Origin of the sequence: Streptomyces lacaronensis (assembly GCF_047337785.1) — a bacterium.
GTDB classification, from domain to species: domain Bacteria; phylum Actinomycetota; class Actinomycetes; order Streptomycetales; family Streptomycetaceae; genus Streptomyces; species Streptomyces lycopersici.
Map to the genome: position 1 here is coordinate 11,150,140 of NZ_JBLHDK010000003.1, position 13,468 is coordinate 11,163,607.

Below are 13,468 nucleotides of genomic sequence, written 5' to 3' on the forward strand. Positions count from 1 at the left end.
GGCGCTCCTTCGTCGATGCCTTATTGCTTGCGTGCGCCTTTAGTTGCACACGCGTCATACTAGCGTAGTCCGATGCGCCGACGGCCGTGGCCGCTCAGGACCCGTGGCGGACCTCGATATGCCCCCGCAGCCTCGGATCCCGCGAGGAGGAGCCCACTTCCACGGTTCGGCGCCCAGTGCCCAGTACCCATCCATGGCCCTCGGAGTCCCATGCGGACAGCGCCCGGGCGGCCACTCGGACCGTCACCTTCCGCGCCTGTCCGGGCCGCAGATGGATCCGCCGGAATCCCGCCAGGGACCGCTCGGCCTGGTCGAGCGGCAGATCGGGGGAGGGCCCCACATACACCTGGGCCACCTCCGCCCCGGCCCGCCGCCCGGTGTTGCGCACGGTGAAGACCGCCTCCAGGCCGCTTCCGCGCCGCCGCAGCCGCAGCCCCGCATAGGCGAAGGTGGTGTACGACAGGCCGTGGCCGAAGGGGAAGAGAGGCCGCACCCCCTCGGCGTCGTACCAGCGATAGCCGACCTGGACGCCCTCGGAGTACTCCTCACGGCCGTTCACCCCGGGGTAGCGCCGGGGGTCTCCGGCCATCGGATGGCGGTCGTCGGAGACGGGGAAGGACTGGGTCAGCCTGCCACCGGGGTTGGCGTCGCCGAAGAGCAGGGCGGTGGTGGCGGCGGCGCCCTCCTGACCGGGGTAGTACATCTGGAGGACGGCGCCGGTGCGCTCCAGCCAGGGCATCGAGGTGCACGAGGAGGTGTTCAGGACGACGGTCGTGCGCGGGTTGGCCTGGGCGACGGCGGCGATCAGCGCGTTCTGGTGGCCGGGGAGGGCGATGGTGGCCCGGTCCCTGCCCTCGGTGGCGTCCTCGTAGGCGAAGAGCACCACACTGTGCGCGGCGCGGGCGGCGCGGACGGCCTCGGCCACATCGGCGGCGCGTGTGGCGGAGCCGGCGCGGCGCAGCCGGAAGGTCAGCCCCTTCCCGCCGCCCTTGGCGGTGACCTTCAGCCGGTGCTTTCCCGCCGTCAGCTCTACGGCCGCGCGGCGCACGGCGAGGCCGTCCGGGGCGGCGCTGACGAAGCCACCGGTGAAGTACTCGCCCAGGCCGGGCCGGAACGGGAACAGCTCCTCGCCGTCCAGCAGCACCTTCGGGCGGTCGGTGGGCGGACCGCTGAAGTGCAGGACGAACGTCCACTGATCGGCCTCGGCCACGGTGAGGGTGCCGTCATACGTCCAGCTCTTCCCCGCCGCCACCTTCCGCCTCTCCAGCCCGGTGGCCGGGGAGAGCGCGGAGGCGGGGATCTCCTTGCCGAACACGTCCTCGCCCAGGGCGTAGTCCACCCGGGTCGCCTTTCCGGCGCGCTCCCGGATCGCCTCCAGCGGGCTCGCGGCGTGGTCGGGGACCACATGGGCGCTGCCGCCGCCACTGACGAAGGGGATGGAGCCGGTGGGACCGACCACGGCGATCGACCGGGCGGCGGACCCGGTCAGCGGCAGTGTGCCGCGCTCATTGCGCAGCAGGACGCCGCCCGCCGTGGCGACCTTCAGCGCGGTGCGCGCCCCGGCCCCGGGGTCCCGGCCGGGCCGGGGCGGGGCGCCGCCGTCCAGCAGGCCGAAGCGGTCCATGACGGTCAGGACGCGGCCGACCGCGCGGTCCACCTCGGCCTCCGGTACGGTCCCGTCGGCCACCGACTTCCGCAGCGCGCCGCCGAAGTACGTGCCGTCCGGCATCTCCATGTCGAGCCCGGCGCCGAGGGCCGCCGCGGTGCTGTGGGCGGCGTGCCAGTCGGTCATCACCCAGCCGTCGAAGCCCCAGTCCTCGCGCAGCACCCCGGTCAGGAGCTGACCGCTCTCACAGGCGAAGGCCCCGTTGACCTTGTTGTAGGCGCCCATGACCGCGCCCGCGCCCGCCCGTACGGCCGCTTCGAAGCCGGGCAGCTCCAGCTCCCGCATCGTCCGCTCGTCGACGATGACATCGATCGACTCCCGCTCGTGCTCCTGGTTGTTCATGGCGAAGTGCTTGACGGTGGCGATCAGGCCCTCGCCCTGGATACCGCGGACCTCCTCGGCCACCAGCTCCGACGCGAGCAGGGGGTCCTCGCCGAAGGTCTCGAAGTTGCGCCCGGCGTAGGGGGTGCGGATGAGATTGACCATGGGGGAGAGCAGCACGTCCTGGCCCAGCGCACGGCCCTCGCGCCCGATGGTGCGCCCGTACTCCCGCGCCAGGGCCGGATCGAAGGCGGAGGCGAGCAGCACCGGCGCGGGCAGCGCGGTGGCATGCCGGGTGACCCGTACGCCGGCGGGGCCGTCCGCGAGCCGGAGTGGCGGAACGCCGAGTCGGGGGACACCGGGGGTGTACCCCGCCTGCCCGAGGCTGTGGGGATCCTTCGCGCCATGCAGCAGCGCGAGCTTCTCCTCGAGTGTCATCCGGCCGATGAGGGAGCTCACCCGGGAGCCGGGTTCGGGGGCGGGCCCGGTGGCGGCTCCGGGCTCGGCAGCGGACGCGGGCCATCCGCCCCCACCAGTGGCGGCGACGGCCATCGCCCCTCCCAGGAAGGACAGGGCGGAACGGCGTGACAGGGCGCCCGGCATGGCGTCACTCCATCTCTCGCGGCTCGAAGACGTATGTGTACGCAGGCGTGCTGACGTGGCTCCGGTGTCCGTCGGGTGAACACCGTGCGGACATCACATCACGGGGTCGGCCGCTCGGCGGGGTGCGCCGGGTTTCGGGATCGGGGTGTCGCCGGTCAGCGCCGCGCCGAGCCCCTGGCCGCGCAGCCGGGCGTCGGTCGCCACGGACGCCATCAGCGGGGCACCGCTGTTGTCCCGCGGACTGCTCAGGGCGCCGCAGGCCACCAGCCGCCCGTCCTCGTCCCGGATCCCGGCGCACAGGCCGATGTCGCCGCGCCGCGCCGAAGCGCAGCAGAGCGTGGACCCCGCCCGGGGGCGGGGTCCACCGTCACGAGAACACGGGTGTGCGCGGAGCGCCTCAGGTGCGGTAGGCGTAGTAGAGCGAGTTCGGGTACGAGGCGATGATGCTCGCCACGGACTTCCGGTAGGTGTTCACCGAGTGGTAGGTCATGTACGGCACCCCGCTGGAGCTCCGGTAGGTGACGATCATGGTGTGGTCCTTGGACCCGTCCTTGTCGAAGTCCATCTGCATGACGTCACCGACGCCCATGTAGTAGACGTTCGCCAGGTTGGTGGCCCGCTTGGCGTCCAGGGTGAACCAGGACCACTCGTTGGCGCCCACCCAGGACGTCGACTGGTACGAGGTGTCGTACCACCAGCTGCGGTAGTCCTCGGCGTCGCCGGACTTGTTGGCCCAGCCGCCCGCCTTCAGGGACTGGCTCACGAAGTTGGTGCAGTCCCCACCGGCCTCGTTGAACTTCCGGTAGGCGGGGTTGTAGTTCTGCCAGTACTTCTCCGCGTACGAGGCCATCGCCGCGTAGTCGTAGCTTCCGGCGGGCTTCGTCCGCGGCTGGGACGGCTTGGAGATGGCGGCGGGCGTCGCCTCGGGCAGGGCCGTCGTCCGGGCCGTCGCCACCCGCGCCGTGGCGGGCTCGTTGACCGCGAGCGGGCCGTCGTCGGCCGAGGTGAGGCGGGTCAGCTGCCACTTCCCGTCCGCCGTGGCGGTGAAGCTCAGCCGGTGGTGTGCCTGGAAGCCGGTGGTCGCGGGCTCGTCGCCGCGTATCTTCTTGTAGGTCAGCGTCGTGGTCTCGGTGGCCTGGACCGTGGCGTGCCCGGCCTCGACCCGTATCCGGTCCACCGCCACCCGGGTGTCGGCGGAGGTGTACGCCTCGCCCAGGGCCGCGAGCCGCGCCTTGCGGGTGTGCAGCGTGGACAGCGCGGTGTCCTCGGTCCGGGTCTGCCCGGCCGACAGGCGGACGTTCTTCTCGGCGAGCGGGGCCGCGCGCCGCCCCGACCGCTTGTCGTTGTCCAGCAGAGCCGCCGTGCGCTGGGTCAGCACCGCGTCGGCCAGCCGTCCGAAGGACCGCGCGGTCGCGGTGTCCACGGTGCCGGCCGCCGCCGGGCTCTCCGCCGCGCTCGCGGCGGAGGCGGGCAGGATCACGGCGGACAGGGCCGCCGTCAGCACGGCCCCCACGGCGGATCTGAAGGTCGTTGACTTCACGTGTATTTCCCCTCCACACCCCCGGACCGGACGGCCGGGCTCACCGAATCATCACATGAACTCCGTGTTCGTGGAGCTCATGTGATGATTTCGGCCGTGCGGAGGCCGGGCCCGGTCCGGCCCGGCGCCGTCACCAGGTGACGGGCAGTTCGTGCGCGCCGTAGATGACCATGTCGCTGCGCATCCGGACCTCCTCCGGGGGCACGGCCAGCCGCAGCCCCGGGAACCGGCGGAGCAGTCCGCGGTAGCCCGCCACCAGCTCGACCCTGGCCAGATGCTGCCCCAGACACTGATGGATGCCGTAGCCGAAGGCGAGGTGGCTGCTGCGGGGACGCCCGACGTCGAGCGTGTCCGGGGCGTCCACCAGTGCCGGGTCCCGGTTCGCCGCCGGGATCGAGACGGCCACGGACTGGCCCGCGGCGACGGTGACACCGCCGACGACCACGTCCTCCAGCGCGATACGGACGGGGAAGGCGTTGACGATGCTCAGGTAGCGCAGCAGCTCCTCGACGGCCTGGGGCAGAAGCGACTCGTCGGCCCGCAGCCGCTCCAGCTGCTCGGGGTCGCGCAGCAGGGCGAAGGTGCCGAGGCTGAGCATATTGGTGGTGGTCTCGTGACCGGCGATCAGCAGCAGCCCCGCGATGCCACCGATCTCCTCGTCGTCGAGCTCGTCGACGGCGGTCAGCAGGGAGATCAGATCGTCCCTCGGGTCCTTGCGCTTGGCCTCGACCAGGGTGCGCAGGAAGGTGTCGAGTTCGGTCTTGCCTGCGACGAACTCCGCGTCGGTGCGGTCCTGGCGGAGCAGCCGTGCGGCGACGGACTGGAAGAGCTCCCGCTCCTCGTACGGCACACCGAGCATCTCGCAGATCACCAGCGAGGGGATGGGCAGGGCGAAGTGCCGCACCAGATCGGCCGGTTTGCCCGCCGCCTCCAACGCGTCCAGCTGGTCGGACACGATGTCCTCGATGCGGGCCTCCAGCTCCCGCATCCGACGCACCGTGAAGTACCGCGTGAGCTGCCCCCGGTAGTGGCCGTGCCGCGGCGCGTCCATGGCCAGGAACGACCCCGGCCCGCTGCTCCGGTCCCTGCGGACCGACTCGGGCACCGGCCGCATCGCGTCGTCGCCCCGCCAGCGCTCGGCGCTGAACCGGGCGTCCCGCAGCACCTCCCGCGCCTCGTGATACCCGGTCACCAGCCAGCCGGTGCTGCCGCCCGCGAACCTCAGCGGGCTGATCGGCGGTCCGGTGAGCAGTGCGCGTGCCGGGTTGATGTAGTCGTCCCGCTCTTTCGGATACGAAGGGAGGTCGTGGAGGTCTCGCAGGCCGTCATGGGTCGTGGGCATCGGAGCGTTCACGATGGCTCTCCTTCGTGATCCTCGAACTGTCCCGGGCGGGCGTCCCGGAGCCGTCAGTCGCGGGCTTCGATAGGGAACGCTACCGATAGGGTTCCCTACTGAACAGAGGGACAGATCGGCTACCGTACGGATCTGGCCAGGTTTCCGAACAGCTGGAGGAGAGGGGCACACCGATGCCGCCGCAGCGGTCAAAGACCGTGGAAGCGCTGATCGTCGGGGCGGAGCGGGCGTTCGCCGAACGCGGCTTCCACGGGGCGTCGATCGGCTACATCTGCCAGTGCGCGGGCAGGACCACCGGGGCCTTCTACTCCAACTACGACAGCAAGCTGAAGCTCTTCCTCGATGTCTTCCGGCGGCACAGCGACCGCACCGCCGACTACATCGGGGAGCGGATCGACGAGATGGACACCGAGCGGGATCTGGCCCCCCAGCTCGCCCGGACCTTCGCCGAGATCTTCAACGGCGAGCACCTGGACGCCCGCTGGGTCTTCATCCACCTGGAATTCCGGCTGATGGCGCTCCGGGACGGCGATGCCGCCGCCGCGCTGGTGGACCATGAGAAGCGGTTCAGCCGCCGGATCGGCACCATGCTGGACGGGCTGTTCGACCGGGCGGGTCACCAGCCCGCCCTGCGGGGCACCGAACTGGCCGCGCTGCTCGGCGCGATGACGCGCGGTATCAAACTCGACCGGGGCATCTACGCGGCGGGCGGTGTCGCCGACCCGCTCTCCACCGACCAGGTGGCGATGGCGCTGGAGGGCCTGTTCCGCTCGGTGGCCTGAATCCGGGCCCGGCCCATTCACCGTGGTGCTGCGTCAAGCGGCTGAACCTTGATGTCTCCTGGGGGTCAGCCCGCCCTGCGGAAGCTGTCGACGGGGCCTCCGAAGCCGCCCTCGGGGCCCTTCCAGCTGATCGCCAGCGCGTCGTCGCCCTTCATTCCGACCGTGCCCTGGCCCCGCCCCCCGTCGCTGCCGCCCTTGCACGACAGGGTCAGGGAGGGCTTGTCCTCGCCGCCCTTCTGACCGGGCTCGAGCGTGCCGGTGCAGTCGAGCTTCGGGCCCTTCGCCGTGACCTTGCCGTCCGCGACGGTGAGGGTCTCCAGGTCGTCGGCGGACTTAGCCGCCACGATGGACTTCCAGGAGCCCGCCGAACGCTCCATGATCGTGCCCCGGGCCGACGGGTCGGAGCTCGGCGACTGCTGGGCGGCCCGAGTGGCCTTGGTGGCTCCGCCGCTCGGCTTCGATTCCTTCTTCCCGTCGTCGCCGCCTCCGCAGCCGCTGACGACAAGGCCGAGAATGACCGAAGTGACCGCCATGTGCACTGCCTTGCGCACGTGAACTCCTTTCCCCGTACAAGTGAGCACGTCAACCTAACAGGCCCCGCCACGGCCTCATGCACCCGCCCTGGCCTGCGCGGACATTCCCCCATGGGACAGACCCGCCCCGCGAGACCGGCCTGATACGTACGGCACTGTCCGAGGTCCCGTGAACGGGTCAATAAAGCCCTCGCTCGACCGACGCCGGCACGGCTGTCCGGCGGGCAGATGGCCGCGGCGGCCACCGAGAGCGGCGCCCTCCGGGTGCGACTGGAGGCGCTCGGCCCACACGCGCCACGGCCCGTGCCGGTGGTGGCGGGCACCTCGGCGCCCACCCGCGAAGCGGCGTCGCTGGTCTCGCACGCCGGGAGTCTCATCGTCGCGGGCGGGCGGTGCGCATCGTGCACCGTTGCCCGCCCGCGTGATCCGCTTTAGCGTCACTCCCTGCCGCACCGCGCGGGAAACGAAGCCCCGCCTCCCAGCGTGGCGGGCGGTCTGTATCACCACGAGGGGAGTGATACAGACCGGCGCCGTACGGTGCTCACAGCTCCGAGGGCTTCTTTCCCGCGGTGGGCGCGGTGCGCGCTCGGGGACGTGCCGGTACACGTCCCCGAGTGACGGCGAGCACCGCGCCCGACAGCAGCACCAAGGCGCCCAGGGCCTGGAGACCGCCGAAGGACTCGCCCAGGAAGGCCATCGCGCACACGGTGTTGACCACCGGGACCATGAACATCATCAAGGACGCGGACGCGGGACCCACCGTCCCCACTCCCCGGTAGTACAGGAGATTGGCCACGGCGGCCGGGCCGATGGCGAGGAACACCACGTTCAGCCAGAGGCCGGCCGGCAGCCCGTCCCAGTGCACCTCGCCGAGGTCGGGCGCGGCGAGCGCCCCCAGCAGCACCGCCCCCGCACACGTCGCGTACGTCGTGGCGCGCAGCGGGTCGATCCCGGCCAGCACCCGGGGCCCGATGAGCGTATACGCGGCCCAGCACACCGCGCTGAGCAGGTACAGCAGATCACCCGAGAGCCGGGTGGTGCCGCCGTGGGCGCTGCCACCCGCGCCGAAGAAGAACACCACCGCCCCGACGAGCCCGAGGGCGAGCCCCGCCAGCCGCCCCCCGGAGGCCCGCTCACGGCCGGTGACCAGGAGGAAGGCGCTGGTCAGCACAGGGCTGAGGACGGGGATGACGATGCCCGCGTCGAGCGAGGGCGCCAGCGACAGCCCCCAGAAGAAGAAGCCGTTGTAGGCGAAGACCCCCAGGACGCCCGCGAGCGCCGCGCGCCGCCCGCCGCCCCGCGCGGAAGCCGGGGCGGCCGCAGCCGGGGTGGTCGCAGTCGGGGCGGCCGCAGCCGGGGCGGCCGCCGGTTTGCCGAAGACCGCCACCGCCGCCAGCAGGGCGACCGCCCCGCCACCGAAGCGCAGCAGCGCCGCCACGGTGTGCGGCAGCTGGGCCACCACCGACTTGGAGCTGGAGAAGGCGCTGCCCCACAGCAGCATGGTGACCGTGAGCAGGAGGTACGGGCTCTTCCATCCCTTGTCTTCAGGCATGCCCCGAGCCTGCCCGTGGCCTCGTCTCCGGTCTTGAACGCTGGTGCGGCGCCCCGGCGCCACCCGTTCCGTACCGCCACCCTGTCCGTTCCATGAGGAATACCCCTTCCCGAGATGTGGAACCGGGTAGGTGTCACCCGTGGCACCAGAGCCCCGGCAGCCGATTCGTGATCCGGGCCGTCCACGACGGTTCCCGCTTCGGAAGGTGGTAGGTGGTCCCGTTGAACACCGCTGACCAGGAGACACCCCGCGAGCGCAAGGAGTTCCGCCGCTCCGCGCCGCACTTCGCCGACCGGATCACCGCCGACGGCCGGGACGGCTGGCCGGTGGAGGCCGGGCGCTATCGGCTGGTGGTCAGCCGGGCCTGCCCCTGGGCGAGCCGCGCGCTGGTCTCACGGCGGCTGCTCGGTCTGGAGCCGGCCCTCTCGCTGGCCGTCACCGATCCCATCCAGGACGAGCGCAGCTGGCGCTTCACCCTGGACCCGGGGGACCGGGACCCGGTGCTGGGCATCGATTTCCTCAGTGAGGCGTACGACGCCCGCGAGACGGGATATCCGGGCGGGGTGAGCGTGCCCGCGGTGGTGGACGTCCCCAGTGGCCAACTGGTCACCAACGACTACCACCGGATCACCCTGGACCTCGCCACCGAGTGGACCGCCCTCCATCGCGAGGGCGCGCCTGATCTGTACCCCGAGGAGCACCGCGACGAGATCGACGACGTGGCGGAGGGCGTCTACCGTGATGTGAACAACGGTGTGTACCGCGCGGGCTTCGCCGAGCACCAGCACAGCTACGACGACGCGTACCGGCGGCTCTTCGCCCGCCTCGACGAGCTGTCCGAGCGGCTGGCCACGCGGCGCTATCTGGTCGGCGACACCATCACCGAGGCCGACATCCGGCTGTTCACCACGCTGGTCCGGTTCGACGCCGTGTACCACGGCCACTTCAAGTGCAACCGCAACAAGCTCAGCGAGGACCCGGTGCTGTGGGGGTATGTCCGTGATCTCTTCCAGACGCCGGGTTTCGGGGACACCGTCGACTTCGACCACATCAAGCGCCATTACTACCAGGTGCACACCAACATCAACCCCCGCCGCATCGTTCCGCTCGGCCCCGACCTCTCCGGGTGGCTGACCCCGCATCACCGCGAGGAGCTGGGCGGGCGCCCGTTCGGCGACGGCACCGCACCCGGGCCGGTGCCGGAGGGCGAGGCGGTGCCGGAGGAGGGCCGGGTGGCTTGAAGTCGCACATGTCGCATTCCCGTGCCGCCCAGCGTCGCATGTCGCTTCGTTCGCCCGGTCTTCAAGTGATCGGCACACCTGTTACACACATCCCATGTGTGCGCCCCGGCCCGCGCGTCACCTCGGCCGCGGCCGAGGCGGGCAGGCCCGACATGACGCGCGTCACCTCGCACAAGGGACGCGCCGCCCGGTGAGATCGGTGACCTTTCTGTGAGGGAATGGCGCCGGTGGGGTGCGCACTTGTGCCCGTCGTGTGATCGGAAAGTGGCGGAATGCCCGGTTCCGGACTTGGCTGATTCGCAGCGTGGCGAGCCCCGTGGTTACATCCCAATCCGCGCTCGGCATCCACGGATCCCCGGTTCCTTCCGGAGCCCCGTGACCATGTCGCGGGAGCCGATTCCCCTCGGCACCCATGCGCTGCTTGCAAGCTCAACGAGACAGTCACCCAAGGGAGACGCAACAATGAACAACGCGCCCAAGGTCGCGACCCAGGAGATCTCCGACGCCGAGCTGGACAACGTGGCGGGTGGCATCGGCAACCCCGTGGGCGACGTCCTCGGCACCGTGGACTCCGTCACCGGCCCGGTGACCGGCGCTCTCGGCACCGTTACCGGCACGGTTGACGGTGTCACCGGCCTGAACACCACCGGCATCGTCGGTGGGGTCGTCGGCAGCCTCTGAGGCTGACACACCGCCTTCCCTGTGCCCCGGGCCTGCCTGGTCCGGGGCACTCGGCGGTCCACGACGCCCTTTTCGATCATTCCCTTCCCGGCTTCAGGAAAGACTCTCGTGCAGTTCCGCCAGCAGGCCCTCTCCAAAGCGCAGTCGGCAGAGGACATCGACCTGCCGGTGCGCTACGCCCGTCCCCAGGGATGGCTGGCGCTGGCGGTCACGGTGGTGGTCATGGCCGGGGCCGCCGTATGGGCCGTCACGGGCACCGTGTCCAACACCCTCGACGCCACCGGGATCCTCACCCACGGCCAGGGCAGCTATGTGCTGCAGAGCCCGATCGCGGGACAGGTGACCTCCGTCCTCGCACAGGAGGGCAGCACCCTCCCGGCGGGCGCGCCGCTGCTGAAGGTCCGCACCACACGTGGCACCACCGTCGTGCGCACCATCGCCGCCGGCCGCCTCACCACCCTCTCCGCCTCGATCGGCTCCGTGCTGAACACCGGCGCGAACGTGGCCTCCGTGGAGCGGGTCCGCCACTCCGACGACCCTCTGGTCGCGACCCTGTACGTCCCCGCGGACCGGGCGGCCTCGGTGCGGGTGGGCGCGTCGGTCGACCTCAGTGTGCAGTCCGCGCCCACGCAGACCTACGGTGTACTCCGCGGCGAGGTGCGGGCCGTCGGCCGGACCGCCCAGTCCAGCCAGCAGATCGGCTCCTACCTCGGAGATGCGCAACTGGGCGAGGAGTTCTCCAAGCACGGCCCGCCGGTCGCCGTCCAGGTACGCCTCGACCGCGAGCGCGGCACCCGCTCCGGCTACCGCTGGTCGTCCGCCGAGGGCCCACCGTTCGCCCTGGGCTCCATGACCCTGACCGACGGCACCGTCCACCTGGACGCCCAGCACCCCATCGATTGGCTGCTCCCGTGACCGCGACGAACGAGGCCGGACCGCCCCGGCCCGCACCCGCCGGAAGCAGCGGGGCGCGCCGCCCCCAGCCGGCCCGCGGACGGCGGCGCGCCCCGCGTGGCGGAGCCGGGCCGAGGAAGCCCCGGCGCCGTACCGTACGCACCCCCACCGTGCTCCAGATGGAGGCCCTGGAGTGCGGTGCGGCGTCACTCGCCATGGTGCTCGGACACTACGGGCGCCATGTGCCGCTGGAGGAGCTGCGGATCGCCTGCGGTGTCTCCCGGGACGGCTCGCGCGCCAGCAATCTGCTCAAGGCCGCCCGGAGCTATGGTCTGCGCGCCAAGGGCATGCAGATGGAGCCCGACGCCCTCGTGGAGGTCCAGGCCCCGGCCATCCTGTTCTGGGAGTTCAACCACTATGTCGTCTACGACGGCATGGGGCGGCGGTTCGGCAAGCGCGGCGTCCACATCAACGACCCCGACAAGGGGCGCCGCTTCGTTCCCATCGAGGAGTTCGACACCAGCTTCACCGGTGTGGTCCTGGTCTTCGAGCCCGAGGAGTCCTTCCGCCGGGGCGGGCGCCGCCCCGGGGTGCTGGGCGCCCTGCCCCCGCGCATGCGCGGCACCACCGGCACCTTGCTCGCGTCGCTGCTGGCCAGCCTGTTGCTGGTGGCGGTGGGGGCCGCGGTCCCGGCGCTCAGCCGCACCTTCATCGACACCTTCCTGATCGCCGGCCAGGACTCGACGCTCCAGCCGCTGTTCGCGTCCATGGCCGTGGCGGTGGTCCTCACCGCCGTACTGACCGGCGTCCAGCAGGCGAACCTGCTGCGCGGGCGCATCATCTCCTCCACCCTCAGCAGCGCGCGGTTCCTGCGCCATCTGCTGCGGCTGCCCGTCACCTTCTTCGCCCAGCGCAGCCCGGCCGACCTGGTCCAGCGGCTGCGCTCCAACGACACCGTGGCCGAGACCCTCGCCCGCGATCTGGCCGCCGCGGCCGTCGACGGGGTCGTCGTGGTCCTCTACGCCGTGCTGCTGTGGACCTACGACCCCCAACTCACCGGCGTCGGCGTCGGGTTGGCGCTGCTCAACGTGGTGGCGATACGGGTGGTGGTGCGGCTGCGGGCCACCAGGACCCAGAAGCTGCGGGCCGACACCGCGCGGCTGACCACCACCTCGTACACCGGTCTCCAGCTCATCGAGACGGTGAAGGCCACCGGCGGCGAGGCGGGCTACTTCCGCCGCTGGGCCGGTCAGCACGCCATCACCCTGGAGGAGCAGCAGCGCCTCGGCGTGCCGAGCTCCGTACTGGCCGTGGTCGCCCCCACCCTCGCCACGCTCAACAGCGCCCTCATCCTCTGGATCGGCGGGCTGCGGGCCGTGGAGGGCCATATCTCCATCGGTCTGCTGGTGGCCTTCCAGGCGCTGGTGACCCGCTTCACCGCGCCCATCACCCGGCTCAACTCAGTGGCCGGGCGCATCCAGGACTTCTCCGCCGACGTGGCCCGGCTCAAGGACGTGGAGAACTTCCCGGTGGACTCCCTCTACACCCGCGACGAGCCGCGCGAGGACACCCGCCGGCTGACCGGGCAGGTGACCCTGGAGAACATCACCTTCGGCTACAACCCGCTGGACGAGCCGCTGCTGCGCGACTTCTCGCTGTTCGTCGGGCCCGGCCGTCAGGTGGCGCTGGTCGGCGCCTCCGGCAGTGGCAAGTCCACCGTCTCCCGGCTCGTCTCCGGCCTCTACGCCCCCTGGGAGGGGGTCATCCGCATCGATGGTCAGCGCTTGGAGGACATCCCCCGCGGCGCCTTGGCCGCCTCCGTCTCCTTCGTCGACCAGGAGATCTTCCTCTTCGAGGGGACGGTGCGGGACAACGTGGCGCTGTGGGACCCGTCGATCCCGGACGAGGCGGTGGTGGAGGCCCTGCGGGACGCCGCGCTCTACGACGATGTGATCGCACGGCGCCCGGAGGGGATCCACTGCCGGGTGGAGCAGGACGGCCGCAACTTCTCCGGCGGCCAGCGGCAGCGGCTGGAGATCGCCCGCGCCCTGGTGCGCCGCCCCAGCGTGCTGGTGCTCGACGAGGTCACCAGCGCCCTGGACGCGCGCACCGAGCAGCTCGTCATGGACAACCTGCGCCGCCGCGGCTGTGCCTGTGTGGTGATCGCCCACCGGCTCAGCACCGTGCGGGACAGCGACGAGATCCTCGTCCTGAACCGCGGCACGGTCGTCGAACGCGGCCGGCACGAGGACCTCGCCGCCGCCGGAGGCCCGTACGCCGAGCTGATGAAGGAGCACTGAC

General features: G+C 71.5%; 10 protein-coding genes and 1 pseudogene. 5 read left to right on the top strand and 6 right to left on the bottom strand.

Going from position 1 to position 13,468, the window contains the following annotated elements; all coding sequences use genetic code 11:
• Nucleotides 1–94 precede the first annotated feature (94 nt).
• The 4 genes and pseudogenes from ACMTAK_RS47925 to ACMTAK_RS47940 all read right to left on the bottom strand — a co-directional run bounded on the left by ACMTAK_RS47925 (nt 95) and on the right by ACMTAK_RS47940 (nt 5,484).
• Entirely contained in the window at nt 95–2,590 is a 2,496-nt protein-coding gene (locus tag ACMTAK_RS47925) for a beta-glucosidase family protein (protein ID WP_413811993.1), read from the bottom strand.
• Between the two features lie 153 nt (nt 2,591–2,743).
• Nucleotides 2,744–2,899 (bottom strand): annotated as a pseudogene (locus ACMTAK_RS47930) (GNAT family N-acetyltransferase); the annotation flags it as partial.
• 88 nt (nt 2,900–2,987) lie between these two features.
• A complete protein-coding gene (locus ACMTAK_RS47935) occupies nt 2,988–4,130 on the bottom strand; it encodes an amidase domain-containing protein (protein ID WP_413811994.1) in 1,143 nt (380 codons plus the stop codon).
• Nucleotides 4,131–4,260: 130 nt separating this feature from the next.
• Complete coding sequence (locus tag ACMTAK_RS47940; RefSeq protein ID WP_413811995.1) at nt 4,261–5,484, bottom strand: cytochrome P450; 1,224 nt, start codon at nt 5,482–5,484, stop codon at nt 4,261–4,263.
• A gap of 173 nt (nt 5,485–5,657) precedes the next feature.
• Here ACMTAK_RS47940 and ACMTAK_RS47945 point away from each other — a divergent pair, with 173 nt between their 5' ends.
• A complete protein-coding gene (locus ACMTAK_RS47945) occupies nt 5,658–6,266 on the top strand; it encodes a TetR/AcrR family transcriptional regulator (protein WP_413811996.1) in 609 nt (202 codons plus the stop codon).
• 65 nt (nt 6,267–6,331) lie between these two features.
• Here the strand turns inward: ACMTAK_RS47945 and ACMTAK_RS47950 are convergent, their stop codons facing one another.
• A complete protein-coding gene (locus ACMTAK_RS47950; protein WP_413811997.1) occupies nt 6,332–6,817 on the bottom strand; it encodes a hypothetical protein in 486 nt (161 codons plus the stop codon).
• 523 nt (nt 6,818–7,340) lie between these two features.
• Nucleotides 7,341–8,351: a DMT family transporter gene (locus ACMTAK_RS47955; protein ID WP_413811998.1), complete on the bottom strand. Its 1,011-nt coding sequence runs from the start codon at nt 8,349–8,351 to the stop codon at nt 7,341–7,343.
• A gap of 221 nt (nt 8,352–8,572) precedes the next feature.
• Between ACMTAK_RS47955 and ACMTAK_RS47960 the strand changes: the two genes are divergently transcribed.
• The 4 genes from ACMTAK_RS47960 (at nt 8,573) to ACMTAK_RS47975 (ending at nt 13,467) form a co-directional block, all read left to right on the top strand.
• Nucleotides 8,573–9,592: a glutathione S-transferase family protein gene (locus tag ACMTAK_RS47960; protein WP_413811999.1), complete on the top strand. Its 1,020-nt coding sequence runs from the start codon at nt 8,573–8,575 to the stop codon at nt 9,590–9,592.
• A 462-nt stretch (nt 9,593–10,054) separates the two neighbouring features.
• Nucleotides 10,055–10,273: a hypothetical protein gene (locus ACMTAK_RS47965; protein WP_020874158.1), complete on the top strand. Its 219-nt coding sequence runs from the start codon at nt 10,055–10,057 to the stop codon at nt 10,271–10,273.
• Nucleotides 10,274–10,381: 108 nt separating this feature from the next.
• Nucleotides 10,382–11,188 carry an HlyD family efflux transporter periplasmic adaptor subunit gene (locus ACMTAK_RS47970; protein WP_413812000.1) on the top strand — a complete coding sequence of 269 codons (807 nt, stop codon included), beginning with the start codon at nt 10,382–10,384 and terminating at the stop codon, nt 11,186–11,188.
• On the top strand, nt 11,185–13,467 hold the full coding sequence (locus tag ACMTAK_RS47975; RefSeq protein WP_413812001.1) for an NHLP family bacteriocin export ABC transporter peptidase/permease/ATPase subunit: 2,283 nt from the start codon (nt 11,185–11,187) through the stop codon (nt 13,465–13,467). Before ACMTAK_RS47970 ends, ACMTAK_RS47975 begins: the two co-directional genes overlap by 4 nt.
• The last annotated feature ends 1 nt before the right edge of the window (nt 13,468 follow it).